The following is a 24,664-nucleotide window of genomic DNA, read 5'->3' on the forward strand; positions in this document are numbered from 1 at the left end:
ATGGCCGCCAGTTCCTCAACAGAGCCGCTGGACGTGGTGGCGGGTGAGCACGCACACAGCTGGCCCGAGGAATGATGCGTGGATGTTGTCGAGCCGTTCTCTGTGGATGAGCAGGTGGCGGAAACCGTGGAGCTTCGTCTGGTGCGCTGACAGGGAACTGGACCCCAAGGTTATTCGGTGTTCCAAAATCGCTTGGGTTCTGCCAGAGCGGCGAGTGTGCCGTCGAAGTCGGCCAGTCTTGCCGACAGCGTGGCCGCGGCCAGTCGTTGGGGAGCGCTGCCGAGAACAGCAGTAGTGCGTGGACGAACCCTTGCGGCAGATTGCCGAGCAACTGGCGCTGTGTGACGTCGTACTCTCGGCGAAGAGCCCGGGAGGTCCGCACGCCGAGCGGGTGCGTTCGGACCACCGCATGGCTTCGGTCTCCCGGCCCTCCGCGTGCGCGGCCATCGCCGTGGTGAACCCGCAGAGCAGGAACGCCGCTTCGGCGTCGCCCAGCGGCTGCTCCTGACGCCGGAAGCGGTGGACGTAGCCGTCGTCCGCTGGTTGACGCGTCACTTCCGAGCCGGTGAGCGTGAGGCTGGGGTCGTGAGAGGGCACCCCCCGGGCCAGGGGGAGCAACAGCGCCGCTTCCGGGCTCGGATCGTCCGCTGCGCGCTGCCAGCAGCCGGCACGGTGCAGGCAGCGCGAGCGGGTGTCGCTCAGGATGCGGTCCGCCGACCGTGCCCAGTCGTCGGCGTACTTGGAGGTGTTCAGGGCACGGGCCATGTCGCAGGCCCACGACGCAGGACGCAGCCGCGAGTGCGTCCAATGACGACGCTCCAGCTCCCACAGTCCCGCGTCCGGCTCCCGGCAGCGTTCCGCGACCGCTTGGGCGGGATCCCGGCCGCCGTGACGCCCCGCGAGTCCAGGACACCGTGGCGCTCGGCAGCGGCGAACAGGTTGGAGGGCCTCCCCGAACACGTCCAGCTGGAACTGCCGACCGGCGAGGTTGCCGGTCCGGTCGCCGCCGCCGGGGTAGCCGACGAGAGGCAGGCGACGTTCGGGGGGGGCAGGGGACGGCCACCCACCGGGTAGGCGGGACGCAGTTCCGGACCGTCCTTCAGGAGTCGCTCGGACACGAAGCGCACCGCCCGTTCGAGAAGAGGGTGGGCCCGTGCGCGGCGACCGCGATGCCGGCGTAGCACTGGTCGCGGATCCAGGCGTAGCGGTAGTCGTAGTCACGCCCCGTGTCGGCGCGCTCGGGCAGCGACGTGGTCGCCGCTGCCACCATGCCGCCGGCGGCGCTGGTCAGGCCGTGCAGGACGGCGTACGCCATGCGGGTGTCGCGGGGCGCCGCCGTGTCGACGCAGTCCGGTACGGCTTCCTTCCACCACCCCTCGGTGGCGCCCCACAGGGCGCGGGGTCGAGCGGGTCGTCACCCGGCTCGGTGCCGATGCAGAGGACGAGGTCGTGGACGCCGTTCTCGGGCAGCCGCCAGCCGTGCGTGCAGCCCGCCGCCGGGGCCGGGGCGTGCGTCGTCCGCTCCTGCGAACCGCACGTGCAGGGGGTCGCTCCGTCCTCGCCACACGCCACCGTCGCGGCGGAGCCCGCTCATGGCGTTCCGGCCGTAATCGCCGCGTACGTCGAGATCTACGTCGACCTGGGCGCCACCCCGCACCGCACGGACCTGACGCGACAGCACGACGCGATCGGCCCGTGCGGGAACGGCCAGCGCCTCTCGGCACGAGACGATGCCGTCGGCCGTGACCCACCGGCTGACCCGGATGAGAGTGCCGTCCTCGTAGTACCGGACCTTCCGTCTCTGATCCCGTCGGTGATGTGCCATTGGAAGGACGGCTGCCCCTGGACGTCAGCCCAGAGAGCCGAGCAGGTCGTTGCACGCCTGCTCGCAGCGGCGGCACGCTTCGGCACAGATGCGGCAGTGCTCGTGCTGCTCGGAGTGGCTCGCGCATTCGTCGGCGCAGGCCTTGCAGACGGTGGCGCACGCCTTGAGGAGGGCGCGCGTGACGTTCGCGTCGTAACCCGTGTGGCGGGAGAGCACCGCGGCGGTCGCGGCGCAGACGTCGGCGCAGTCGGCGTCGGTGCGGATGCACTTGGTCAGCTCCGCCACCATCTCCTCCGACAGACAGGCGTCCGCGCACGCGGTGCACACCTGGGCGCAGGCGACGCACTCCTCGATGCACCGGGCGAGCTTGGCGCGGTCCACGCCGCCCAGGTCGGCGGGGTAGGCGGCGAGCATGTCCTTGACCGCGGTGCTCATGCCGACCTCCGGAGGTGACGAAAGTGACGGATGTGGGGCGGCGTTGGCACGGGGCCCGGGCCTGGCGGCTTCGGGGGTACGGGATCCGGTTCCGTGGGAGGCACTGGGGTCGGGGCCGGGCCCGGTTGGGGGCCGGGAGGCGGTGAAGGGGGCGTGGGGGCCGGCGGTACCGGGTCGGGGTGCGTGGGGTCGGGCCTGCCGGGCGGCTGAGGGACGGTCATGGTGGGTTCCTCCTGGAGGGTGGGTCCGGCTGTGGGGTGAGTCCGGCTGTCGGGTGGGTCCGCACGTCGAGCGTGGCGCCGAGGGCACGGGCGACTCCGGCCGCCACCGGTGACCTGGTGCATGCCTCTCTTGCTCGGAGCGGGGCCTCTCTTCCTCGGAGCGGGCCCGCGCCCCTCTTGCCCGTGTTTTCCACCGTAAGGTCGCTATGCCTCGGGCGCGCGGCCTCGCCGTGCCGGGAGGCGGGCCTCAATCACGGGGCGCCACCAGCGTGCGGGTCTCTCTGGCGACCTGTTGGGCCTCTCCGGTCGGTACGACGATGACGGGGACCCGCGAACCGGGCTTGCTGACGACTTCGGGGCGTTCGGCGACCAGCGGCCGTAGGTCACCCGTGAGGCCGAGCGCGGGGAGTCGGGCGCAGACCTCTTCGCGTACTTCTGGCTGGTCCTCGCCGATTTCGCCGGTGAAGACCAGGGCGTCGAGGCGGTCCAGGGAGGCGGCCATCCCGGCGATGCCGCGGCGGCAGTGGTGGGTGAAGACCTCCAGGGCGAGAGCGGCCCGCTCGTCTCCTGCCGCTCGGCCGCGGACCAGGTCGCGCGTATCGCCGGAGGTGCCGGAGAGGCCGAGCAGACCGGACTCGCGGTTCAGGGCGTGCTCGATGTCGCGGGCGGGCACGTGGTGCCGGGTCTGCAGCCACGTCAGGGCACCTGGGTCGACGCTGCCGCTGCGACGGCTCATCACCAGACCCTCCAGCGGAGTGAATCCCATCGTCGTGTCGACGCTGTGCCCCTCGCGCACCGCACACGCGGAGCAGCCGCCGCCGAGGTGGACGATCACGAGGTGCAGCTGTTCGGGGCGGCGGCCCAGGAGAGCGGCGGCCCGATCGAGTGCCCAGGCGTAGGAGAGCCCGTGGAAGCCGTAGCGGCGCAGCCCGTACTCCTCGCGCCAGGCGGCGGGCACCGCGTATGTGCGGGCGGCGGCAGGCATGTCGGCGTGGAAGACGGTGTCGAAGCACGCGACGTGCGGGACGTCCGGCAAGAGCTCGCGCGCCGCGTCCAGCACCGTGAGGGCGGGCGGCACGTGCAGCGGCGCGAGATCGGCCGCCTCGTCGAGGTCGGCGCGGACCTCGTCGTCGACCAAGGTGTGGCCGCGCCGTCGCGGCCCGCCGTGGACGATGCGATGTCCGACGGCGGTGGGGGCCGGCGCGTCGTCCAGTACGTGCCGCAGCGGGCCCGAAACGTCGTCTCCGGGCGGAGAGTCGCTGTGGTGTTCCGCCAGGACTGTGCCGTCCTCGCCGAAGACGGTCAGACGCAGGCTCGACGACCCCGCGTCGGCCACCAGGACCGGACTGTCGCTCTGGGCGCACATATCGCTCCCTTTCCGCATCGCTCGGCGAACGGGTTGACTTGTGACGTCACGGATTCACGTGTGGCGGGCCGGGCATGCGTTCTCTCGTAAATTCACGAGTGCCCGATGAAAGGCGACCGATGACCGAGTACGAACGTTCGCGCACGATGCCCGCCCTGCCGGAGCACGTCTTCGACCAGGCTGCCGAAGTCGATCAGATGGATGCCTGGCTGCCGCGGAACCTGCACATGGATGCCGGGGAACCGCCCGCCGTGAGCGTGCACGAGGACCGCGGCGGCCAGGACGTCTCCGCCCTGCTGCGCTCCCGGCCCGAACAGCTGCGGCTGGAGTGGGGCACCCGCGAGCAGGGCGACTACGCGGGCTGGCTCCAGGTCGCCGGCCTGGACGAGGGCACCAGCGAGGTCACGGTGCACCTGTCGTTCTTCGAGGCGTCGCACGACCCCGGCGAGGAGGCCGTTCACACCGCCCTGGACCAGAGCCTCCAGCGGCTGGAGGAGCAGGTACGGCTGCGTGTCGACAACGCGGCGGGCTGACGGCCGGACCTGACCTGACCTGACCTGCCCCACTCTCAGCCCTGACCCCGACCTGGGCCCTGACCCCGTCCTGGGCCCTGACCCCGACCGGAGCCCTGCCCCGTCCTCAGCCTTTGCCGCCGTTCGGGCGCAGCTGCCGCATGCGTCCGTCGAGCTCGCGCTCGTAGAAGTCGATGAACCCGTCGGGATCGGGCCCGGCGTTCTGCATGACCAGCCGGTCGAAGCCCGCGTCCACGAACTTCTGCGCCACCTCGACGAACCGTGCGGGATCGGTACCGCAGGCGAACTTCTCCAGGATGTCTTCCTCCCTGACGGTCGTCGTCGCGGCGTCGAAGTTGACCGGGTTGGGCAGCTCACTCATGACCTTCCACCCGGTCAGCGCCCAGCGCGACGTCTCCAGGGCGGCCTTCGCGCCGGCGTGCTCGTCGGGAGCCCACGCCATCGGCACCTCCGCGTACCGCGGGCCGTCACCGCCGGCGTCCCGGTACTGCTGGACGATCTCCGGCTTCTCCTCGGTCGCGAACAGGCCGTCGCCCAGCTCCGCGGCGAGCCGCGTCGAGGGCTTGCCGCTCGCGGCCACCGCGATCAGGGGCAGCTTCTCCGGCAGGTCGAACACCCGGGCGTCCGCGAGGCGCAGATGCTTTCCCTCGTAGGACCGGTATCCACCGCTCCACAGCAACCGGATGATCTCCAGCGCTTCCCTGAGCATCTCGTGCCGGATGGCGACGGTGTCCGGGAAGCCGACGCCGGTGACGTGCTCGTTGAGACGTTCGCCCGAGCCGAGGCCGAGCACGAAGCGGCCCTCCGACAGCAGGGCCAGGGTGGCGGCGGCCTGAGCGATGATCGCCGGGTGGTAGCGCACCGTCGGGCACGTCACGCCGGTCGCCAGCTCGATCCGCTCCGTCTTGGCCGCGATGCTGCCGAGTACCGTCCAGGCGAACGGCGAGTGCCCCTGATTGTCCAGCCAGGGGTGGTAGTGATCGCTGATCTCCACGAAGTCAAAACCCGCTCGCTCGGCGAGAACCGCCTGCCGCACCAGTTCCGAGGGGCCGAACGCCTCGGCTGCCAGTTTGTAGCCGATCTTCATGTGCTCCTCGTCTCGTCGCACGTCAGCGCGATGCAGAAGGTGGTCACGACCTGTCCTCCCATTCTTTTCAGCCGTCCCGTTCCACGCATGCCGGAACAGGCGATGGAGGGACAGCGGCACTCATGTGTCGTCCGAACCCCTACCGGTCCGGGCGTCGCCACCCGGCCCGCGCCCCGGCAGCGTTTCCTGCACCTTGGCCTTCAGCTCCTGCACGTCGGCGGGGCGCCGCAGGACGTGGTCGGAGACTTTCGAGGACACGGGACGGGCCTTTCTCCGGAGTACGTCAGGCGTCGTCGAGCTCACCGGTTCGGCGTGCGGCGGCGCGGCGGCGCAGGCGCATCGGCAGCACGTACCAGCAGAAGCCGAACCAGAGCATGACCGTGCCGACGAGCACCTCGGCCAGCACACCGGGGACCACGAGCCGCAGGATCAGCAGGAGCGTGCAGCCGATGGTCAGCGCGAGGAGCACCATGCCGAAGATCATCAGGCGGCTCGCCGCCTCGACCACCTCGTCCTTCATGCGCTGGCCTGACAGGAAGCGGTGGATGGAGACGGGCGCTATCAGCGAGCCTGTCGCTGACGCGCCGAGGACGACGGTGAGCACGTAGACGACCCGGTCGAACGTGTCCAACTCCCGGAACAGGGGGGTGAAGGCCACACTGAGCAGGAATCCGAAGAGGATCTGCACGCCGGTCTGGGCGACCCGGGTCTCCTGAAGGATCTCGTTCCAACGCCGGTTGACCCGTTGACGTGCGTTCTCCGGGGGTTCACCGCCGAGTTCCGCACCGCCGGTGTCCTGGCACCCGCGGCAGGCCGACGCTTCTCCGGCGAACTCGACCGACTGCTCCGTCGTGGACATGGTTTCCTCCTGTTCCAGAGGAACCGGATGCCCCGAGCCGGTCGTACCATGCAGAGCCCGCGCCGATCGTCAGGCCCTGCCGCGCCGATCGTCAGGCGGAACGGCGGCGGACAGGGTGGACGCGCCGCCTTCGTACTCCCACGCCTCGTCCGGGCCCAGTGGCTCGTCGCCCGTCGCGGCGGCGCCGTGACGGGCGTCAGCGGCGATGAGCGCGCTCGCCGTCAGAAGCGGGCCGTCGTGCCCGGACGCGGCGGCCATGAGCCGGGCCGCGGCGTCCGGCTCGGTCTCCGGAGGGATGATCAGCAGGTCCCAGCGCCCGGCGCCGTAGGAGAGCAGCAGCAGCTTGTGGGGGTCGATCTCCGAGGTGAACCAGCCGACCCTGACGATGTGGCCGTCCACGGGGACCCTGCGCGGAATGATCGGCCAGTACTTCGGATTGACGGCGACGCGGGTGATGCGGCCCCACAAGGGGTCCAACACGTCGATCAGCGCGGCCAGTTCGCTCAGCAGGTCCCGGGAGCGTGGCCACCAGGCGCCGTCCAGGAGTCCGCGGGAGGCGCCGTCGTCCTTCAGGGCGACGCGCGCGGCCGGGGCTGCGACGGGCTCGGAGTGCGGCAAGGAGGGGTACAAGGTCGCCGACATGACGCGGACCCGTCTCCGGCCCGCTCGTGCGGCGGTCCGGGGCTCATCTCTCGCCGAGAACGACACGACGTGGAAGTCGATGTGCGAAATGCCCTCGGTAGCGCCCACAGTACTCCGTGCTCCGCCGCGAGGCGGAGCAGCGGTCGGCGGGCGGCATGGGCGGTGACCGGGTGGGGGCGGATCGGCGACGCCTTCCGGTCATTCCCCCGGGCCCGCCCCTGCCTGTCCGCACACACCACCGACCTGGGCAGAAGCGCACCCGTCGGAAACGTGCCCGCCGGTCACGGCAGAACCTGGGCCGGTCCTGAAATGGCAGGATGCGCCCCTCCGCCGCGCGCCCGTCCGCACGGTCGTGGTTACGTGGATCCGGCCGGGCCCGGGACGACTCGACGTACGTGAACCATCGTGCCGCGAGACGAAAGGAATTGGCGCATGCCGGCGTTACCGGCTCTCGCGAGCAAGCTGCTGACCGCCGCCTCCTGGCTGACCAGCCCGCGCACCCCGGACGACTACCTCGGATTGATCGATCCCCTCCTCGGCGCCCGCTTTCCGGTGGCGCGGGTGACGGCTGTGCGTCCGGAGACCTCGGATGCCGCCACGCTCACGCTCCGGCCCGGCCGGGGCCGGTCGGGGCACGTCGCAGGGCAGTACCTTCCGGTCGGCGTGGAGATGGACGGCGTACGGCACTGGCGGACGTACTCCCTCACGTCGGTGCCGGGGCGGAAGGACGGAGTCCTGACGATCACCGTCAAGGCGGCGCCCGGCGGGACGGTCTCCCCGCACCTGGTTCACCGGACGTCTCCGGGAACGGTCCTTCGTCTCGGCCCGGCGCAGGGCGATTTCGTCCTCCCGGAGCGACTTCCGCCCCGCATCCTGTGGGTCACCGCGGGCAGCGGCATCACCCCGGTCATGGGCATGCTGCGCACGCTCGTGCTCCGACGGCCCCCGCACCCCGATGTGGTGCTCGTGCACAGCGCGCCCACGGCCCGTGACAGCATCTTCCGTTCCGAACTGCACGCGTTGCGGCGGGCGTTGCCCTGGCTGGCGTACCACGAGCGGCACACCACGCGCGACGGCAGGCTCGCACCGGAGGATCTGGAACGGCTCTGCCCCGACTGGCGGCGGCGTGAGGCCTGGGCCTGCGGGCCGGCCGCCCTGCTCGACACGGTGGAGAGCCACTGGCACAGGGAGAAGCTCGACGGACAACTCCATGTGGAGCGCTTCCGGCTCACCCCGGTCCTGCCACGGGACCTCGAAGCCGCCTCCCACAACCCGGTGGTCTTCGCCCGGACCGGCAAGGAGGTCACCGCGGACGCGGCCACCCCGCTTCTTGCCGTCGGCGAGTCGGCGGGTGTGGAGATGCGGTACGGATGCCGACGCGGCATCTGCTTCGGCTGTCTCACGCCACTGACGTACGGCCGGGTGCGGGACCTGCGTACCGGCGAACTCCGCGAACCCCACGGCCAGTTGATCCAGACCTGCGTGTCGGCGGCAGCCGGACCGCTGGCCCTCGACGCCTAGCCATCCAAGGAGTCCCCATGACAGAGACCCCGGAGTTCGGCGAGGAGTTCGGTGCCGAGCTCGACCGGATCCGCTCCGAGGTCATCGCCGCGCGCGGTGCCGAAGAGGCCCACTACATCCGTACGGTCATCGCCACCCAGCGCGGCCTGGAGGCGGGCGGCCGGATCGCCCTGGCCGTCTCGCTCCTCCCGCCCGCCTGGGTGGCGGGCACCGTCATGCTCTCCGCCGCCAAGATCCTGGAGAACATGGAGCTCGGCCACAACATCCTGCACGGCCAGTGGGACTGGATGGGCGACCCCGCGATCCACTCGGCCACCTGGGAGTGGGACTTCCTCGCCCCCGCCGAGGCGTGGAAGCACACCCACAACCACCTGCACCACACCTGGACCAACGTCGTCGACCGCGACCGGGACCTCGGATACGTGATCTTCCGGATGAGCGGCGACCAACGCTGGCTCCCGCACCACGCCGCCCAGCCGCTCTACAACTTCGTGCTCGCGCCGCTCTTCGAGTGGGGCATCGCGCTCTACGACCTGGAGCCCGACGCCGTCGCCGCCGGCCGCAAGACGTGGCGCTCCCTCGCCGGCGACCTGACCGGGTTCCTCGGCAAGGCCACCCGCCAGCTCACCAAGGACTACGTGCTCTTCCCGCTGCTCGCGGGCCCCTCGGCCCTGCCCTGCCTGCTGGGCAACCTCACCGCCAACACCGTGCGCAACCTCTGGTCGCACACCATCATCTTCTGCGGCCACTTCCCCGGTGACGTGCGGACCTTCACCGAGGAGTCCGTCGAGGGCGAGACGCGCGGAGAGTGGTACCTGCGGCAGATCCAGGGCTCGGCCAACATCGAGGGAAGCCCGCTCTTCCACGTGCTCAGCGGGAACCTGAGCCACCAGATCGAGCACCACGCCTTCCCCGACCTGCCCAGCAACCGCTACGCCGAGATCGTCCCGCGCGTGCGGGAACTCTGCGAGAAGTACGGCATCCCGTACGTCACCGGACCGCTGTTGCGGCAGTACGGCTCCACCTGGGGACGCATCCTGCGGTTCTCGATTCCGTAGGAGTACGCTGCAAGAGCCGAGGGCACGTCGGGCGTCGTCGGCCCGCTCGGGTCCCGGCCCGCCGCGTGTGAGCCCGGGCGCCCGCATCTCCTTCAGGAGCTCCCGTGACGCTCACTCCCCGGCCCCCGCTCTTCTCACCTCCCGCCGTACGACTGCGCCTGGCGCCCGAGTCGGCGCAGGGCGGCGCGCTCCGGCGCATCAACGGCGTCTGGTGGCCCCACTCGCCCGATCTGGTCTCCGAACTCCCCGGGCTGTTCGCCGAACTTCCGTCCGCCTGGGGGCAGATCACCAGTGTCCTCGTGGACGAGACCGTATGGTCGCCGTTCCCAGGCCGGGTGCGCGTCGCCGACCAAGTGGTGCGCCTGCGCCGGACGACCGCTCAGCGCGCCCCGTCCACCGTCTGCCTCCTGGCCCCCGGCCGTGGCCGGTGGGACCTGCTGGTGGTGCCACCCGCCGCCGCGGACGCGGAGGTCGGGCGACTGATGGAGAGCATGGCCTGCCCTTTGGAGGACCGTTCGGAGGGCCGTTAGTTCCGGAGCTCAACGCCCGGCGACCTGCCCCGTCAACGGGCCCTGCGGGCGCCTGGTCGGGGGAGCGCGGCAGGCACCTCCGGCGGCGGAGCCCCGACGGGAGTCTCGGCCGGGTCGGCCTCGGCCGGTGGCAGGACGTGGTCCTCCCACCAGGCCAGACCCATGATGGTCGCGAGCAGGACGAAGGGGGTCGAGGCCGGAACGATCAGCGCGTACATGAGTACCGCCTGTGGTCGACGTGTGCGACACGGCGGGCAGGGGATCGCTGCCCGGCAGGGAGCGCATCGAGGCCGCGCCGGGATCGTCCGGCACGGCGCGGGTGCGGGAGCGACGGTCACGCTCATGACGCGGTGGTTCCCGCGGAGATGCGCACGGTGCGCCCTTGAAGGGCGCGGGGGCTGTGTGGCGCTGCCGGGGGCCGGGGCGGCACGGTGCACGCTAGCCGCAGGCGCAGGAGTCGACCAGATGTCAAGTTCGCCCTACGCCCGGTGAACGGCGCCCACACCAGCGCCAATTCGCTTCGAATCGGCTCTTTCCGAAGAAGACCGGAGTACGTTGAAAGAAGCGAGGGCCTTCCGTATGCCGATGCATCCGACCGTTCAAGTCCTCGCGGTTCCCGCCAGAGGGGCAGCCCGGGACCCCGGCCGCACCAGTCGTACCGAGGTTCGAGGGCTGAGGTCCCCCATCATGACGCCAGTTTCCGGCAGGCCCGCGACCGCGGTGAACGTCGTGCTGCCGGTCGCGGCACTCGGCGTGCGCCGGCCGACGCCGGACCGGCTCGCCACCCGCCGGTCCCAGGCACCACCCGCTGTCCTTGCGTCACCCCCGTTGACAGGAGCCTCATGGCTACCGTTCAGGAACGTCCGCTTCCCTCCTACCCCCTTCTCCGTCTCTGCCTGGCGCCCGAAGGCGGCCTGCCCCGGGCCATCGACGGGGCGTGGTGGCCGCGGTCGTTCGACGTCGTCTCCGAACTGCCCCAGCTGTTCGTCGGTCTGCCCGCCGCCTGGCGCGACATCCGCAGCGTCACGGTGAAGGGGTCGATGTGGCACGCGATGCCGGGCCGGATGCTCGTGGCCAACCAGGTCGTACGGCTGCACCGGAGTCCGACGGCGTCGGCCCAGCACATGATCGTCCTGCTCAGCCCCGGCCGGGGACGCTGGGACCTGCTGGTCGTGCCCCCGGACACACCGGCGAAAGCGGCGGCACTGATCATGTCGAGTGCCGCGGCCGGCGACCTCACCGCCCCTGCTTCGAACGTTCCCCCGCCGGTACGGCTCTCCGCGGCAGTCGAGGCTCCACCAGTGGGCGGAACAGTCTGCGCACCGGCGGAGTCGACAGCAGGAACACCAGCGTGACGACGCCGACGGTGAGGAGGACCTGACCGGTCACGCCCAGGTCCTTGAGGAGCGGGTACAGGCCCGCTGCCTCGCCCGCGCGGATCAGGAGGCCGTGCAGGAGGTAGGGGTACATGGTGGCGGCGCCGAGAGCGGTGAAGGGGGTACGGCGCCGGGGCACGCAGGCGAAGAACGCGGCCACCAGCACCGCGCTGAGCGCGAAGATGCCGATGCGCACGGCCAGGTACTGCGGCCGGCTCACATCGAGGTCCGTGTACCCGGTGTCCATGGACAGCCAGTGTTCGTCGGGCGCGGGGACCCACAAGTACGCCGCCGCTCCGGCGCAGACGAATGCCACCACGGCGCAGCGGCGGGCCGGCCGCGTCCGCAGGAGGGCGAAGTGCTCCGGGCGCAGGTTCAGGCCGAGGACGAACCAGGGCAGGAACATCAGCACGCGCGGCAGCGCAAGGTCGTAGCCCATCGTGGTGAGGCCCGCCGCGAGGGAGACCAGCACGGCGATCGGCACGGGATGACTGATCGCCCGCCACAGGGGTGTGCTCAGCCGCCAGAGGAACAGGGCTACGAGGAACCAGCAGAGGTAGGTGGGTTCGGTGGGGGTGAAGACGTAGGGCTCGCCCCGTACCGCGCTGTTCGTGGCCGAGTAGGCCAGCTCGAACAGCAGGTAGGGGATCAGCACGCCCTCGATCAGGCGGCGCACCTGGTCCGGGCGGCCGGTGAAGCGCTGTGAGAAGTAGCCGCACAGCAGGATGAACGCCGGCATGTGGAACGTGTACACCACGGTGTGGACCGCTTGGAGCGCGTGCGTGCCGTAGACGATCTGTTCCCAGGAGTGGCCGAGCGCCACCAGCACGATCAGCAGGAACTTCGCGTTGTCGAAGAACGGGTCGCGGGTGTCCTGCGCGCTTCGGGCCGTCAGCAGTGGCGCGGGGGTCGGCATCCGCAGGCGCATCACGCCCTCGACCTCCCCTCCGTCGGGGACCCCACCGGCTGCCAAGGCGCCAGGCGACCTCCGCCACGCCTCGCATGGGTCCAGTACAGGCGGCTGTCGAGACCGAGCATGGTGAGGACGACGCCGCCCGACGACAGCGGAGCGCTCGACGGCGCGCCAGCCAGGAGCACGCCGGTGTGGTTCCACTGCGGCCGGTTCCTCGCGGTGCCCCACGCCGTGGCGACGTCGCCCGTGGCGGTCCTGGCCGAGAGCAGGACGTCGCCCCAGTCGTCGGACGTGGCGCTCACGGGACCGTAACCGCCCGCTCCGCCCAGGTCGGTGACGGACGTCGACGTGTGCGCGGTGGACGACCTGCGCACGCGGCCCGGCTCCGCCGCCGAGTCGGTGAGGGCGTCCGCGTGCAGGCGGGCCGAGCACACGTTCCCGGAGTTCGGGGCGCGGTAGAAGACCCGGACGCCGTCGTCGTCCCGGCGGACCGTCAACGGCAAGGTGGTGGCCGGGAGGCCGGTGGCCAGCGGGCCGCGCACCTCTGCTCCCGGCCCGTCCTGGAGCCAGGCCAGGACGGTGTGCGGAGTGGCGGCGAGGACGTACGCCCGTCCGGCGCGGTCCGTCGCCGCGACCGGGTCGCTGTGCACCGCCTTGCCGCCCAGGGCGCGCCAAGGCGTCCACGTACCGTCCGGCTGCTGGGTGCGTGCGGTCAGCTGGTGGGTGCTGTCGCGCAGGAAGACCGACATCGCGCCGTCGCGGTCCACCACGACCGCGGGGGAGCTGATGTCGTTCGTGCCGACCTCGTCGGACAGCTCCGGGGTGCCGAGCGACTGCCAGGGGCCGAAGGGCTTCCCCGGGGCCTGCTGGACGACGTACCCCACTTCCTTGCCGTATCCGGCCGCCGTTCCGTCGCCGAACAGCGTGCGGGTGCCGAAAACGGCCATCCGTCCGTCGGGGAGAGTCGTCGGGCGTACGCCCGTGTCCATGCCGGTCTCCGGCTGGAACACGGGGCCCCGCCAACCGCGCGCGGTCCACTGCGCGCCCTTGCCGCCCGGGCGGTGCCAGTGCGCGATCCGGCCGTCGAGTACGGCGAAGGCCCACAGGCTGTCGTCCTTGCCCGTCAGCAGCCAGTCGGCGCCGCTGTCGCCTGCGTGGTGGATGCTGTGCGACCAGCGGGGCTTGGGGCTCGCCGCGACCTTGAGGTCACCGCAGCCCGCCGGGTCCTCGCAGGAGTCCTGGGTGGCGTCGTCGCTCCAGGAGTACGTGGCGAGGGTGCGGGCCTTCGACGCGCCGGAAGCGGGGTCCAGTGCCTGGGGCAGGCCGCCGTTGAAGTAGCCCATGTACGTCTGCACGGTGAAGTGGGGGCGCGAAGCGGAGGCGGCGTACCGGGCGAGGGCCTGCTGCACGAAGCGGGCGCCGAAGCGGTGGTCCTGGTGGTCGGAGCACTTGAGGTTGCGGTCGAGGCGGCCCGGCGTCGGGTTCTGCATCCGGACCTGAGTCGGCCGGAACCGCTTGAGGTAGCCGGTCAGGGTCTGGATGAGCTGTTCCTTCGTGTACGAGAAGTCGCGGGTGACCGGACCGCCGTGCGCCAACTGCGAGCCGAGCGCGTCGATGCGGCCCTCCCACAGTCCGTGCAGGCTGTGCGGGCGGTCGCCGGTGATGCTGCCCGCCTCGTGCAGCAGCGTCCACACCAGGTGGATGTGGGGGTAGCCCTGCAACGTGTCGAGCTCCGCCTGCCCGCCGCCCGCCGTCGTAATCATGGTCCGCTGCCAGGGGTGGCCGGGGCGTCCGGTGACCATCTCCGCGTAGGCGGCGCGGATGCCGTTCTGCCGCGCCTTGGCGTACTTGCGCTTGTCGCGCGTCGGGCGGGGCCGGCCCTGGCTCGCGCCTATGCCCATGCCTTTGCCCGCACCCGTGCCCGTGCCCGCCCGAGGACCGTTGACCCCGTTGGACTCACCGGACGTCAGGTAGATCGTGGTCAGCGGCCTGCCGCTGCGCAGCGACTGCCCGACCTCCGGGTTGATGAAGAACAGGTCGTCGTCGGGGTGCGCGACGATCTGCACGATCGCCTCCGTCGTCCGCGGCTGCGGTCCGGAGGCCGCCCACGTGCCCGTCGGGGCCGCCTTGCTCATGTCCGGTGCCTGATGCGGCGTGACGGGTGCTTCGCCGCCGTCACCCTTCGAGCGGACGGCCAGGCCGATGCCGACCCCTACGGGCGCCACGGCACCCAGCACGGTGGCCGTGAGGACGGTGCGACGGGTGGCGCGCGGGCGCGGGAGAATGCGCTTCTCGGGGGGCATGGGTGGTCTTGCCTATCTGCGTCTGACGTACCGGCCACTCGGCTCGTGAGCTGCCGCCGTGAACTCCTTGATCACTGGGGAGGATGACGCGCGGAAGCGGGGGGTTGTCCTCAGTGATCTTCCTCACGGGTGTCCCGCGGGTGTCCTCCGCTCGTCCTGCGGGTGTCCTGCGGGGGCCCGTGCCTGGTCTACGGGTGTTCTCGCGAGTGCGCGCGCCCGCGCCCCGCGCCTCCGGCCAGGTAGCTTCGCCGCGGTGAGCTTCACCGAGAAGCAGGGCCTGGCGTCGATCTCCGACGGGGCGCGGGTGCACTGGACGGCGCTGGAGGACAGCGGGCCGCCGGACGCGGGCGGGGGCGGTGGGCGGCGGGCGCCCGTGGTGCTGCTCCACGGGGGTCCCGGGCTGCCCGGCTATCTGGGCGACGTCGCCGCCATGGTCGCGGACCTCGTGCCCGTGTACCGGTACGACCAGCGCGGGACGGGCCGGTCCCCCTGGCAGGGGCGCCACACCCTCACCCGGCACGTAGGCGATCTCGCCGAGCTCCTCGACGCGTGGGACGCACCCCGGGCCGTGCTGGTCGGCCACTCCTACGGTGCCGATCTCGCCGCCCGGTTCTGTCTCGCGCACCCGGACCGGGCGGCCGCGGCGCTACTGATGTGCGGGCCGTTCCTCGGCGACTGGCGTGCCGGGTACCGGGCCGAGCGGAACCGCCGCATGACCGAAGCGCGGCGGGAGCGGCTCCGCGTGCTGGAGGAGGCGCCGCACCGCACCGAGGAACAGGAGGTCGAGCTGCTCACTCTGGCGTGGTTCACCGACCATTCCGACGCGGAGCGCGGTTGGCGGTGGGCCGAGCAAGGGGCCCGTCGGCGGCGGCCCGTCAACTGGTGCATGAACCGCGAGCTCGGGGCGGCGGGGCGCGCGGATCCCCTCGACGGGCACCTGGACGGGCTGCGGGAACGGCTGCCCGCGCGGACGGAGCTGCTCGGGGGGTGCGACGACCCCAGGCCCCTGTCGGCGCTCGACGCTCTCGCGCGCTCCCTCGGTCTTCCGCTGGCCCGGATCGAAGGTGCCGGTCACGAGCCCTGGCTGGAGCGGCCCGACGCCGTGCGGGCTTGCCTGCGGCGCTTCGTGCGCGCTGCTCCCGGAGAGAGGAACTCACTCCCGTGAGCTCACCCCGCAGCTCTATTGCACATATATTGCAGGTGCGTGAGTTGCGCAGAAGGAGCGTGCAGTGGGCAAGCCAGTGGTGCTGGGCATCGAGTCGTCGTGCGACGAGACCGGTGCGGGGATCGTCCGGGACGGAGAGCTGCTGGCGCACGTGGTGGCGTCGAGCATGGACGAGCACGCGCGGTACGGCGGCGTCGTGCCCGAGATCGCGGCCCGCGCGCACCTGCACGCGTTCAACCCGGTCGTCCGGCAGGCCCTCGACCAGGCAGGTCTGCGGCTGAGCCAACTCGACGCGGTCGCCGTCACCACAGGACCCGGCCTGTCCGGCGCCCTCCAGGTGGGACTCGCCGGCGCCAAGGCCCTCGCCTACTCGGCCGGAGTACCGCTGTACGGCGTGCACCACTTGGCCGGACACGTCGCCGCCGACACCCTGGAGCACGGCCCGCTGCCCGAACCGTGCGTCGTGCTCATCGTCTCCGGCGGGCACACCTCGCTGCTGCTGGTCCGTGACCTGGTGCGCGAGCCGATCCTGCACCTCGGCGACACGCTCGACGACGCGGCGGGGGAGTGCTTCGACAAGGTCGCCCGGATCCTGGGCCTGCCCTACCCGGGCGGGCCCGCCATCGACCGCGCGGCGCGGGACGGCGACCCGCTGGCCGTGACGTTCCCGCGACCGCTGACCCGGCCCGGCGACGATCCGTACGCCTTCTCCTTCTCCGGGCTCAAGACCGCCGCGGCCCGCTGGGTCGAGCGGCACCGCCTCAGGGGCGAGGAACTGCCGGTGGCCGACGGGGCCGCCGCGTTGCAGGAGGCCGTCGCGGACGTACTGACCCGCAAGGCGCTGGCGGCCTGTCGCGCGTACGACGTGAGGACGCTGGTCGTCGTCGGTGGCGTGGCGGCGAACCTCCGGGTCCGCGGGCTCGCGGCGGAGCGGTGCGCGGCCGCCGGGATCGAGCTGCGCGTGCCGCCCATGACGTTGTGCACCGACAACGGCGCGATGATCGCCGCCGTCGGTGACCTGCTGGTCCGCTCCGGCGCCGGGCCCGCGCCGCTGAACGTGTCGATCGACCCGTCGGCACCCCTTCGGTACGCCTCGCTCACCCCGCTGCCGAGCGCATCGGACCGGGCCGCCTGATGGCCGTCACCGTCGGGGCCGTCTCCGCGAGCCGTCTGCTGTCGTACGCGGAAGGCATCCGGAGCGTGTACGTGGACGCCTTCGGAGGTGCGCCCTGGGGGGAAGGGCCCGAGCACGCCGACCACTACCTGCGGCGGCTCGCGTACGACGTCACCCGGGCCGGGTTCACCGCCGCGCTGGCGCTCGACGGGGAGGCCGTACTCGGCTGGGCCACCGCCTGGACGACGCCGACGCCGTTCCCCGCGAGCCGGAGCTACCCGCAGATCTCGGCCGCCCTCGGCGCGGAACGCACGGCCGCGTGGCTGTGCGGGGGGCGCGAGGTGGACGAACTGGCGGTTTCCTCGCGCGCGAGGGGTACTGGAGTGGGCGCCGGGCTGCTGGCCGCGGTGACCGAGGACCGGGCCGACGGCCGCTGCTGGCTGCTGACCTCCGTGGCCGCCGCGCAGGCCCGCGCGTTCTACGTACGGGCGGGCTGGACGCCGGTCACTCACCCCGCGGCGGCGGGCACGGGCGTCGCGGTCCACCTCGGCCCCCGGCACCCGGCCGCCCCCGTCCTCGCTGAGCACCGGCCGAGCACTGGCTGAGCATCTCAGGAACGGGCGTTCAGTTCGTGGCCGTGAGGGGCCCGTACGCGTCGGGACGGCGCGTCGCCAGGAACGGGAAGAGTTCCAGCCAGTCGCGGCGCGCGTCGAGGTCGAGGTCGGCCACCAGCACGGCGGGCTCGTCGCGCGGGGCCTGCGCCAGGACCCGGCCGTAGGGGTCGACGATGAACGAACTCCCGTAGAACGTGAGGCCGTTCTCCGACCCGATCCGGTTCGGCACCACCATGAACGTCGCGTTGGCGATCGCGTTGCCGGTGATGACCTTCTGCCAGATCGGCTGCGTGTCGAAGCCGGGGTGGCCGGGCTCGGAGCCGATGGCGGTCGGGTAGACGAGGACGTCGGCCCCCGCGAGTGAGTAGGCGCGGGCCAGCTCCGGGAACCACTGGTCCCAGCAGGTCGGCAGGCCGAGGTTGGCGTCGTCGACCCGTACCAGCGGGAACGCGTCGTCGCCCGCCGGGCCCTGGCGGAACCAGTGGTCCTCGTAGTAACCCTCCGAGACCGGGATGTGCGTCTTGCGGGTGCGCTGGGCGAGGTTGCCGTCGGGGGCCACGAGGATCGCCGTGTTGTAGCCGAGCCCGTCGTCGTCGCCGGCCGGCGACGGAGCCCGCTCGTACAGCGAGGCGTGCACGTACACCCCGTACTCGCGTGCCGCTTCCGCCGCGAAGGTGAACGTCGGGCCGGTGAGCAGGTCCTCGGGGTCGGCCGGGGCGGGGTGGTCGGCCTTGCGGACGACCGCGAAGTACGGCGACAGCGTCAGCTCCTGGAGGCACACGACCCGCGCGCCCTCCGCCGCCGCGAGACGGATGCCCTCGCGGAGGGCAGCGCGGTGCTCGTCCGGGTCGCGGTGCCAGCGCTGCTGCACGGCGGCCACCCGGAGGGGAGACCGTTCGGCGGGCCGGGTCCTGGTGGGGGACGCGGGCGGGTTGTACGCGGTGATCAGACGCATGACGACTTCCAGGGGAGTAAAGGGGAGGGTACGGGGTGGCGTAGCACGGGGTGAAGAGGAGCCGGAACGTTCCGGCATCGCCCGAATGTAAACCGTGCCGGAACGTTCCGGCAAGAGTCGCCCCCCACTGATCGCCTACGTCTACACTTCGGCCACGTGAATGCCCGTACCGTCACCCTCCTCGACGTCGCCCACGCCGCCGGAGTCTCCAAGAGCACCGCCTCCGACGCCCTGCAAGGCGCGGGCCGGGTCGCGGAGGCCACCCGCGAGCACGTCCGGGAGGTCGCCGCCCGCCTCGGCTACCGGCCCAACAGCGCTGCGCGCAGGCTCCGACGCGCCAGCACCGGCGCCATCGGGCTGCACCTGCCCCAGACGGCGACGCGGCTCGACTACTACATGAACCTCGCCTTCGGGGCCGTCGCCCGCGCCCAGGAGGAAGGGTTCGACGTCGTCCTGCTCGCGCCCGCCACCGGTGCGCACGAACCCCTCGCGTCCCGCGTCGACGGGCTCCTCGTCATCGACCCCGAGATCGGCGACCCCGCCGTGCCGGGACTTCTCGGCGCGGGCATCCCCGTCGTCACCGGCGAGCGCTACCTGGGGTCGGCCCCCGCTCCCAGCGGCGCGGTCATCTGCGACAACTCCGCCTCCCTGACCGCCCTCCTGGACCACGTGCACGCCCGCGGCGCCCGTCGCCCCGCCCTGCTGGCGCCCGCCGACACCTCCGCGTGGGCGGCGGCACTGCACAGCACGGCCGACGTGTGGGGGCGTACGCACGACGTGCCGGTGGAGGTCCGTACGGTCTCCTTCGCCGCGACGCCCCGCGAGGCGGAGGAGGCGACGCTCGCGCTCCTCGCCGCGGCGCCGGAGATCGACGCCGTGATCTGCGCCCCGGACGGCGCGGCGCCGGGAGTCCTCCAAGCGGCAGTCGCCCAGGGCCGCGCCGTGGGCCGCGACTTCTCCGTGGCCGCATGCGTGGACGGAACCGCCATCCGTAGCGCGGCCCCACCCGTCACCGCCGTGGACCTGCGCCCCTCGGCGTACGGCCACGCCTGCGCGGAACTCCTCTGCGACATCCTCGCGGGCCGCACGGACCCGGCGACGGTCCGCACCCACGAGTGGGCTCTGGAGGCCCGCGCCTCCACGCTCGGCCCGGCCGACTGACGCGAGCCGCCCGGAATGCACCCTTACGCGAACGGCGGGACAGTGGGTACGTCGCCCGACGAGGGGCGACGCCGAGAGAACGTGTCGCCGAGGGAGCGAGTTGACGTGGCCAAGGAAAAGAAGCTGAGAAAGGGCGATCAGGTCTCCTGGAAAAGCCATGGGCAGACCGTTCCGGGCAAGGTGAAGAAGAAGATCACGGAGAGTACGGAGGCCGCGGGGCGGCACGTCAACGCCTCCAAGGATGAACCGCAGTACGAAGTCACCAGCGACAGGTCCGGCCGCGACGCCGTCCACAAGCCCGGGGCCCTGCGCAGGAAGGGCGGCGGCTCTTGAGCGGCGAGGGCGGCAGCGACGGGCAGCGGGACGACACCTGCAAGGAGTTCAAGGACGCCGTCAACATGACGCCTCGCGCGCTCAAGGACTGGCTGGCCACGGACGAGTCGAAGAGCGTGGGGCAGTCGGACGGCGGCGGCGAGAGCGTGGGGCACGCGTCCGGGCGCCGCATCATCGAGCTGCTGGAGAAGAAGAAGGCCGATCTCACGGACAGCGACATCGCCCACATGCGTAAAGTCGTCGGATACGTACATCGGCACCTGAAGCAGCGGCCCAGCGGCGACGTCACCGAAACACGGTGGAGATACTCCCTCATGAATTGGGGGCACGACCCGGTGGCGTAGAGGTGCGGCACAGAGGTAAGGCGTAGAGGTGCGGAGCGAGCAGGAAAGAGCATGAGCACCGGCCCCGGTCCTGGCCCCACGGAGCCCGGACAGCAAACCCTTTTCGAATGGTCGGACACCGTCCCCGAGGCCGCCGAGCCCACGCCGGGCCCCGCCTTCCGGGACAGCCCCGAGGCCCGCCGCATGCTCGACGTGCGCGAGGTCTACGCGGAGCCCGCCGCCCTCGACTCCCCGCGCGGTCAGCAGATCATGAGCCGGCTATCGCCGGACGTACGGGTGACCGAGGTCGAAGGGCACTGGCGCATCCCCTCCCTGCACGGCAACGACGGCAACATCGGCCGGTGGGTGCGGATCAAGACGGAGACGCTCGTCCTCGGCGTCAAGCACACGCTCGCCACCCGCCCCAACGGCCGCTCCGCCGACTGGATCGCCCCGGGCGCCTCCAACGGCTGCGCGATGGCCTGCGCCTACTGCTACGTGCCGCGCCGCAAGGGCTTCGCCAACCCCATCACGCTGTTCACCAACATCGAGGCGATCGTCGCCCACGTCCAGCGCCACGTACGGACCCAGGGTCCGAAGACCGAGCCCAACCAGTGCGACCCGCACGCGTGGGTCTACGACATCGGCGAGAACGGTGACTGTTCCGTCGACGCCCTGGTCAGCGACAACACAGCCGACCTCGTCGCCGCGTTCCGGTCCATGCCGACCGCCAAGGCCTCCTTCGCGACCAAGTTCGTCAATCCGGATCTGCTCGCACTCGACCCGCGGGGGCGTACGCGGGTGCGGTTCTCCGTCATGCCAGCCGACGACGCGCGGCTCCTCGACATCCGCACCAGCCCGGTCGCCGAGCGGATCGCCGCGGCCGCCGACTTCCTCGACGCGGGGTACGAGGTCCACTTCAACCTGTCGCCCGTCGTACTGCGCCCAGGATGGCAGCGGGACTGGGCCGAGCTGCTCATCCACCTCGACGACGTCCTGCCCGCCCGCGTGAAGGAGCAGGCTGCCGCCGAGATCATCATGCTGACCCACAACGAAGGGCTGCACGAGGTCAACCTGGGCTGGCACCCCAAGGCCGAAGAGGTGCTCTGGCAGCCGGACGCGCAGGAGACCAAGCGGTCGCAGAACGGGGCCCTCAACGTCCGCTACTCCCAGGACATCAAGCGGCAGGCCCTGGCCCGCCTCCAGCAGCTCGTGGAGGCACACGCGCCCTGGCTGCGGATCCGGTACGCCTTCTGACCACGTCGAAACTGATCGGGAGAGGAGGATCGTTACGTCTCTCACGTACGGGTGAAATGGGGCGTATCGGGACGGAGGGTTGGGGAGTCACTGGGCGGCTCGCGTTGCTCGTCGAGCCGCAGGCAACTCAGCTCACAGGAAAGAGAGTTCACATGCGCCGCTCCGCCGCCGTCATCCTCGGTGCCTTCACGCTGCTGGGGGTCCTCGCGGTGCCCGCCAGTGCCGTGCCGGACCCCGTCACGACCATCGACTGCCTGACCCAGGCGGCGGGTGACGTCACGTCCCTCGTCGACCCGGCGAGCCCCGGTGTCCCCGCGGAGGTGCCGGGCGCGGCGTGCCTCGCTCCGTGACGATCTGAAGCCGAGGCCACCCGGGGGGCGGGGGAGATGGTGTGGGAGGGAGGCGGCCCGGACGGGGTGCCTCCCTCCCAACCCCCTGAACGGCGGTTCAGGTTCTCAGCCGCCCCACCGGTAACCGTCGCCGAAGAGGAGGGTGTGCTCCAGGACGTCCTCCATCGGGTCGTCGATCTGGCCCGTGTTGATCAGCGCGACCACGGGTGCGTTGTGCGAGTTCTCGTGCGTCTCGTCGGCGTGCGCCGTGCCGGAGCACAGGACGGCCGGTGCGGCCGCCACGGCCGCGACCAGAGTCCAGCGGGACATCTTCTGCACCCAATTGCCGTTCACTGCGGCCTCCTTGGAGCGTGTGCTTACGGGCCGTCGATCGCGGCCCGCTCGCCGGGTGTAACCCGGGCACGCTCGGGAGGTCACCGATCGTCACCGACGATCATACGAACGGGTTGTCGCCGTCCGTCGCCCGAATGACCCAATCCCCTTAACCCGTAAGGCTTCTGTATGTTCCGTCACGCTCTGGCTCTCGCTCTCGTCGCCCTCGCCGCTGGTACAGGACCGGCCCTGGCGGCCACCGGCCCGGCCAATCCCGGCCCGCTGCCCCTGCCGCTCCCCGTCACCGACACCGTCGTCAACGAGGGGGTCTCGGTCGAGGGGCCGCTGATCAACAACGTCGGCCTGCCGACCCTGCTGGGACGGTGAATCAGGCGGTCAGGCGCGGAGCTCCGGCGGGATGCCGGTCCAGCGCAGCTCCTCGGGCAGGTGCCGCATGTCGTTGTAGAACACCAGCGAGGCCGGGCGGCCCGGGGTGTAGCGGATGACCGTCAGGGCCGCGTTGCAGTGGTTCAGGCCGAGCCAGCGTGCCGGCGGGGCGTCGAGTGCGGCGCGGACCAGCCATGCCGTCAGGAAGTTGTGCGTGACGAGGAGTTCGTGGCGCGGCTCGTCGCCGGGGAGGGGGCCGGTGAAGCGGGACAGCGCCTCGGCGGCGAGCGCGGGGCCGTTCTCGCGTTCCGCCTCGGGGAACTGTGCCAGGCGCTCCAGCGTCGCGTCGGCCGTCTCGCGGGGCAGCTCCTCCTTGTGCGGGATGTAGGGGATGTAGTCGCCCGCCGGGGCCGAGCGGATCAGCGGGGGGTTGCTGTCGAGCGCTTCGGATATCAGGGTCGCGGTCTGTTCGGCCCGGGGGAGCGGGCCGTGGTGGATCGCCGCGAACGGGATGCCGCGGAGTCGCTCGCCGAGCAGGGCCGCCTGTCGGCGGCCTCCCGGCGTCAGTCCGCTCTCGTCGGGCGTGGCCTCGCCGTGCCGGGTGACGTAGAGGTGGCGAGTGGACGTCTCGTCGGTCGTCGGAGTGATCATGAGGGCAGGGACGCCCCCGCGTTCCCTGCCGGTTCCGTTCGTGCTGCACGGACCTTGCGAAACCGTACGTAAGGTGGCGGGACACCACAGAAGAGGAGCGTGACATGTCCGCCGCCGCACGGAGTTCTTCCGCCCTGCTGGGCCTCGACGCCATCAAGGGTGACCTCGCCGCTCTCTACCGCGACCTGCACGCCCACCCCGAACTGTCCTTCGCCGAGCACCGCACCGCGGCCGAAGTCGCCCGCCGCGTGGAGTCGTACGGGTACGAGGTCACGACCGGCGTCGGGCGCACCGGCGTGGTCGCCGTCCTGGAGAACGGTGCGGGGCCGACCGTCCTGCTGCGCGCGGACTTCGACGGGCTGCCGGTGACCGAGCGCACCGGGCTGCCGTACGCCTCCGTGAACGAGGGCGTGATGCACGCGTGCGGGCACGACATGCACGTCACGTGTCTGCTGGGCGCGCTGAGGCTGCTGGCGGACGCCCGCGCCGACTGGGCGGGCCGGATCGTCGGCGTCTTCCAGCCCGCGGAGGAGGTCGCGAAGGGCGCGCAGGCGATGGTCGGGGACGACTTCTACGCGCGGTTCGGTGTGCCGGACGTCGTGCTCGGGCAGCACGTCGCGCCGCTGCCCGCGGGGATGATCGGCGCGCACCCGGGGCCCGCCTTCGCGGCGACCGACTCCCTGCGCGTGCGGATGTTCGGCAAGGGCGCGCACGGTTCGCGGCCCGAGGCGTCGATCGACCCCGTGGTGATGGCCGCCGCGACGGTGCTGCGGCTGCAGACGATCGTGTCCCGGGAGATCTCGGGCGCCGAGACGGCCGTGGTGACCGTCGGCTCGCTCCAGGCGGGCACGAAGGACAACATCATTCCCGACGAGGCCGAGCTGAAGATCAACATCCGGTCGTACACGCCCGAGGTCCGTACGAAGGTCCTCGCCGCCGTCGAACGCATCGTCAAGGGCGAGGCGGCCACGGCGGGCGCGGAGCGGGAGCCCGAGATCACGGAGATCGACTCGTTCCCCGTGCTCGACAACGACGCCGACGCGGTGGCGAGGACGATGGCCGCAGTCGGCGCGGTGATCGGCGAGAACCGTGTCTTCGATCCCGGACCGGTCACCGGCAGCGAGGACGTCGGGTACTTCGCGACCTCCGCCGACCGCGAAGTGCCCCTCTGCTACTGGCTGTTCGGCGGCGCCGATCCCGCGGAGGTCGCCGTGGCCCAGCAGGCGGGGACCTTCGAGCGGGACATCCCCTCCAACCACTCGCCGTTCTTCGCCCCGGTGATCGAGCCGACCCTCACCACCGGGGTCACGGCGCTGACGGCGGGCGCGCTGGCGTGGCTGGGCGGCCGACCGTCGCGGTGACGGCCGGCCTCA

The 24,664-nt window shown here is 71.8% G+C and carries 29 protein-coding genes; 15 read left to right on the forward strand and 14 right to left on the reverse strand.

The window, feature by feature from the left end:
- Positions 1 to 15: 15 nt before the first annotated feature.
- From NOO62_RS39325 to NOO62_RS30160, 4 genes are all read right to left on the reverse strand, one after another.
- Positions 16 to 960 (reverse strand): glycoside hydrolase family 15 protein, encoded by a 945-nt coding sequence (locus tag NOO62_RS39325; protein WP_414930910.1) that lies wholly within the window; start codon positions 958 to 960, stop codon positions 16 to 18.
- 139 nt (positions 961 to 1,099) lie between these two features.
- The gene (locus tag NOO62_RS30150; protein ID WP_268773942.1) at positions 1,100 to 1,315 is read right to left on the reverse strand and encodes a glycoside hydrolase family 15 protein; all 216 of its coding nucleotides are present in this window, start codon (positions 1,313 to 1,315) and stop codon (positions 1,100 to 1,102) included.
- 534 nt (positions 1,316 to 1,849) lie between these two features.
- Positions 1,850 to 2,260, reverse strand: coding sequence for a four-helix bundle copper-binding protein (locus tag NOO62_RS30155; protein ID WP_268773943.1), 411 nt, complete (start codon positions 2,258 to 2,260; stop codon positions 1,850 to 1,852).
- Positions 2,261 to 2,728: 468 nt separating this feature from the next.
- Entirely contained in the window at positions 2,729 to 3,847 is a 1,119-nt protein-coding gene (locus tag NOO62_RS30160; protein ID WP_268773944.1) for an acetate/propionate family kinase, read from the reverse strand.
- A 119-nt stretch (positions 3,848 to 3,966) separates the two neighbouring features.
- On the opposite strand from NOO62_RS30160, the gene NOO62_RS30165 reads away from it, so the two are divergent.
- A complete protein-coding gene (locus NOO62_RS30165) occupies positions 3,967 to 4,380 on the forward strand; it encodes an SRPBCC family protein (protein ID WP_268773945.1) in 414 nt (137 codons plus the stop codon).
- 106 nt (positions 4,381 to 4,486) lie between these two features.
- Here the strand turns inward: NOO62_RS30165 and NOO62_RS30170 are convergent, their stop codons facing one another.
- From NOO62_RS30170 to NOO62_RS30185, 4 genes are all read right to left on the reverse strand, one after another.
- Entirely contained in the window at positions 4,487 to 5,467 is a 981-nt protein-coding gene (locus NOO62_RS30170; RefSeq protein ID WP_268775847.1) for a TIGR03557 family F420-dependent LLM class oxidoreductase, read from the reverse strand.
- Between the two features lie 120 nt (positions 5,468 to 5,587).
- The gene (locus NOO62_RS30175; protein ID WP_268773946.1) at positions 5,588 to 5,725 is read right to left on the reverse strand and encodes a hypothetical protein; all 138 of its coding nucleotides are present in this window, start codon (positions 5,723 to 5,725) and stop codon (positions 5,588 to 5,590) included.
- Between the two features lie 25 nt (positions 5,726 to 5,750).
- Positions 5,751 to 6,326 (reverse strand): DUF6328 family protein, encoded by a 576-nt coding sequence (locus NOO62_RS30180; protein ID WP_268773947.1) that lies wholly within the window; start codon positions 6,324 to 6,326, stop codon positions 5,751 to 5,753.
- A 69-nt stretch (positions 6,327 to 6,395) separates the two neighbouring features.
- The gene (locus NOO62_RS30185) at positions 6,396 to 7,076 is read right to left on the reverse strand and encodes a DUF5994 family protein (protein ID WP_268773948.1); all 681 of its coding nucleotides are present in this window, start codon (positions 7,074 to 7,076) and stop codon (positions 6,396 to 6,398) included.
- 324 nt (positions 7,077 to 7,400) lie between these two features.
- On the opposite strand from NOO62_RS30185, the gene NOO62_RS30190 reads away from it, so the two are divergent.
- The 3 genes from NOO62_RS30190 (at position 7,401) to NOO62_RS30200 (ending at position 10,077) form a co-directional block, all read left to right on the forward strand.
- The gene (locus NOO62_RS30190) at positions 7,401 to 8,489 is read left to right on the forward strand and encodes a ferredoxin reductase (protein ID WP_268773949.1); all 1,089 of its coding nucleotides are present in this window, start codon (positions 7,401 to 7,403) and stop codon (positions 8,487 to 8,489) included.
- Positions 8,490 to 8,506: 17 nt separating this feature from the next.
- Positions 8,507 to 9,547 carry a fatty acid desaturase family protein gene (locus NOO62_RS30195; protein ID WP_268773950.1) on the forward strand — a complete coding sequence of 347 codons (1,041 nt, stop codon included), beginning with the start codon at positions 8,507 to 8,509 and terminating at the stop codon, positions 9,545 to 9,547.
- 104 nt (positions 9,548 to 9,651) lie between these two features.
- A complete protein-coding gene (locus NOO62_RS30200) occupies positions 9,652 to 10,077 on the forward strand; it encodes a DUF5994 family protein (protein ID WP_268773951.1) in 426 nt (141 codons plus the stop codon).
- A gap of 32 nt (positions 10,078 to 10,109) precedes the next feature.
- On the opposite strand, the gene NOO62_RS30205 is transcribed toward NOO62_RS30200, so the two are convergent.
- Complete coding sequence (locus NOO62_RS30205) at positions 10,110 to 10,295, reverse strand: hypothetical protein (RefSeq protein WP_268773952.1); 186 nt, start codon at positions 10,293 to 10,295, stop codon at positions 10,110 to 10,112.
- Between the two features lie 624 nt (positions 10,296 to 10,919).
- Here NOO62_RS30205 and NOO62_RS30210 point away from each other — a divergent pair.
- Positions 10,920 to 11,432, forward strand: a complete 513-nt coding sequence (locus NOO62_RS30210; RefSeq protein ID WP_268773953.1) for a DUF5994 family protein — start codon at positions 10,920 to 10,922, stop codon at positions 11,430 to 11,432.
- On the opposite strand, the gene NOO62_RS30215 is transcribed toward NOO62_RS30210, so the two are convergent.
- Entirely contained in the window at positions 11,314 to 12,426 is a 1,113-nt protein-coding gene (locus tag NOO62_RS30215) for an acyltransferase family protein (RefSeq protein WP_268773954.1), read from the reverse strand. The genes NOO62_RS30210 and NOO62_RS30215 overlap by 119 nt on opposite strands.
- Positions 12,381 to 14,669 (reverse strand): PIG-L family deacetylase, encoded by a 2,289-nt coding sequence (locus NOO62_RS30220; RefSeq protein WP_268773955.1) that lies wholly within the window; start codon positions 14,667 to 14,669, stop codon positions 12,381 to 12,383. Before NOO62_RS30220 ends, NOO62_RS30215 begins: the two co-directional genes overlap by 46 nt.
- A gap of 253 nt (positions 14,670 to 14,922) precedes the next feature.
- On the opposite strand from NOO62_RS30220, the gene NOO62_RS30225 reads away from it, so the two are divergent.
- From NOO62_RS30225 to NOO62_RS30235, 3 genes are all read left to right on the forward strand, one after another.
- Positions 14,923 to 15,834, forward strand: coding sequence for an alpha/beta fold hydrolase (locus NOO62_RS30225; RefSeq protein ID WP_268773956.1), 912 nt, complete (start codon positions 14,923 to 14,925; stop codon positions 15,832 to 15,834).
- Positions 15,835 to 15,898: 64 nt separating this feature from the next.
- On the forward strand, positions 15,899 to 16,969 hold the full coding sequence (gene tsaD, locus NOO62_RS30230; protein ID WP_268773957.1) for a tRNA (adenosine(37)-N6)-threonylcarbamoyltransferase complex transferase subunit TsaD: 1,071 nt from the start codon (positions 15,899 to 15,901) through the stop codon (positions 16,967 to 16,969).
- Entirely contained in the window at positions 16,969 to 17,553 is a 585-nt protein-coding gene (locus NOO62_RS30235) for a GNAT family N-acetyltransferase (RefSeq protein WP_268773958.1), read from the forward strand. The genes tsaD and NOO62_RS30235 overlap by 1 nt, the downstream gene beginning before the upstream one ends.
- Before the next feature lie 19 nt (positions 17,554 to 17,572).
- Here the strand turns inward: NOO62_RS30235 and NOO62_RS30240 are convergent, their stop codons facing one another.
- On the reverse strand, positions 17,573 to 18,517 hold the full coding sequence (locus NOO62_RS30240) for a carbon-nitrogen hydrolase (RefSeq protein ID WP_268773959.1): 945 nt from the start codon (positions 18,515 to 18,517) through the stop codon (positions 17,573 to 17,575).
- A 156-nt stretch (positions 18,518 to 18,673) separates the two neighbouring features.
- Here NOO62_RS30240 and NOO62_RS30245 point away from each other — a divergent pair, with 156 nt between their 5' ends.
- From NOO62_RS30245 to NOO62_RS30265, 5 genes are all read left to right on the forward strand, one after another.
- The gene (locus NOO62_RS30245; protein WP_268773960.1) at positions 18,674 to 19,678 is read left to right on the forward strand and encodes a LacI family DNA-binding transcriptional regulator; all 1,005 of its coding nucleotides are present in this window, start codon (positions 18,674 to 18,676) and stop codon (positions 19,676 to 19,678) included.
- 105 nt (positions 19,679 to 19,783) lie between these two features.
- Entirely contained in the window at positions 19,784 to 20,011 is a 228-nt protein-coding gene (locus NOO62_RS30250) for a DUF2945 domain-containing protein (protein WP_268773961.1), read from the forward strand.
- The gene (locus tag NOO62_RS30255) at positions 20,008 to 20,355 is read left to right on the forward strand and encodes a DUF3140 domain-containing protein (protein WP_268773962.1); all 348 of its coding nucleotides are present in this window, start codon (positions 20,008 to 20,010) and stop codon (positions 20,353 to 20,355) included. The genes NOO62_RS30250 and NOO62_RS30255 overlap by 4 nt, the downstream gene beginning before the upstream one ends.
- A 51-nt stretch (positions 20,356 to 20,406) precedes the next feature.
- Positions 20,407 to 21,591, forward strand: coding sequence for a spore photoproduct lyase family protein (locus NOO62_RS30260; RefSeq protein WP_268773964.1), 1,185 nt, complete (start codon positions 20,407 to 20,409; stop codon positions 21,589 to 21,591).
- Positions 21,592 to 21,743: 152 nt separating this feature from the next.
- Complete coding sequence (locus NOO62_RS30265) at positions 21,744 to 21,941, forward strand: hypothetical protein (protein WP_268773966.1); 198 nt, start codon at positions 21,744 to 21,746, stop codon at positions 21,939 to 21,941.
- Positions 21,942 to 22,046: 105 nt separating this feature from the next.
- Here the strand turns inward: NOO62_RS30265 and NOO62_RS30270 are convergent, their stop codons facing one another.
- Positions 22,047 to 22,250 carry a hypothetical protein gene (locus tag NOO62_RS30270; protein ID WP_268775848.1) on the reverse strand — a complete coding sequence of 68 codons (204 nt, stop codon included), beginning with the start codon at positions 22,248 to 22,250 and terminating at the stop codon, positions 22,047 to 22,049.
- A gap of 192 nt (positions 22,251 to 22,442) precedes the next feature.
- On the opposite strand from NOO62_RS30270, the gene NOO62_RS30275 reads away from it, so the two are divergent.
- Positions 22,443 to 22,640, forward strand: a complete 198-nt coding sequence (locus NOO62_RS30275; RefSeq protein ID WP_268773967.1) for a hypothetical protein — start codon at positions 22,443 to 22,445, stop codon at positions 22,638 to 22,640.
- A 9-nt stretch (positions 22,641 to 22,649) separates the two neighbouring features.
- On the opposite strand, the gene NOO62_RS30280 is transcribed toward NOO62_RS30275, so the two are convergent.
- A complete protein-coding gene (locus tag NOO62_RS30280; protein ID WP_268773968.1) occupies positions 22,650 to 23,291 on the reverse strand; it encodes a histidine phosphatase family protein in 642 nt (213 codons plus the stop codon).
- A 104-nt stretch (positions 23,292 to 23,395) separates the two neighbouring features.
- On the opposite strand from NOO62_RS30280, the gene NOO62_RS30285 reads away from it, so the two are divergent.
- Positions 23,396 to 24,652, forward strand: a complete 1,257-nt coding sequence (locus NOO62_RS30285; RefSeq protein WP_268773969.1) for an amidohydrolase — start codon at positions 23,396 to 23,398, stop codon at positions 24,650 to 24,652.
- Positions 24,653 to 24,664: the final 12 nt, after the last annotated feature.

This window comes from Streptomyces sp. Je 1-369 (genome assembly GCF_026810505.1).
In the GTDB taxonomy this organism is placed as follows: Bacteria; Actinomycetota; Actinomycetes; order Streptomycetales; family Streptomycetaceae; genus Streptomyces.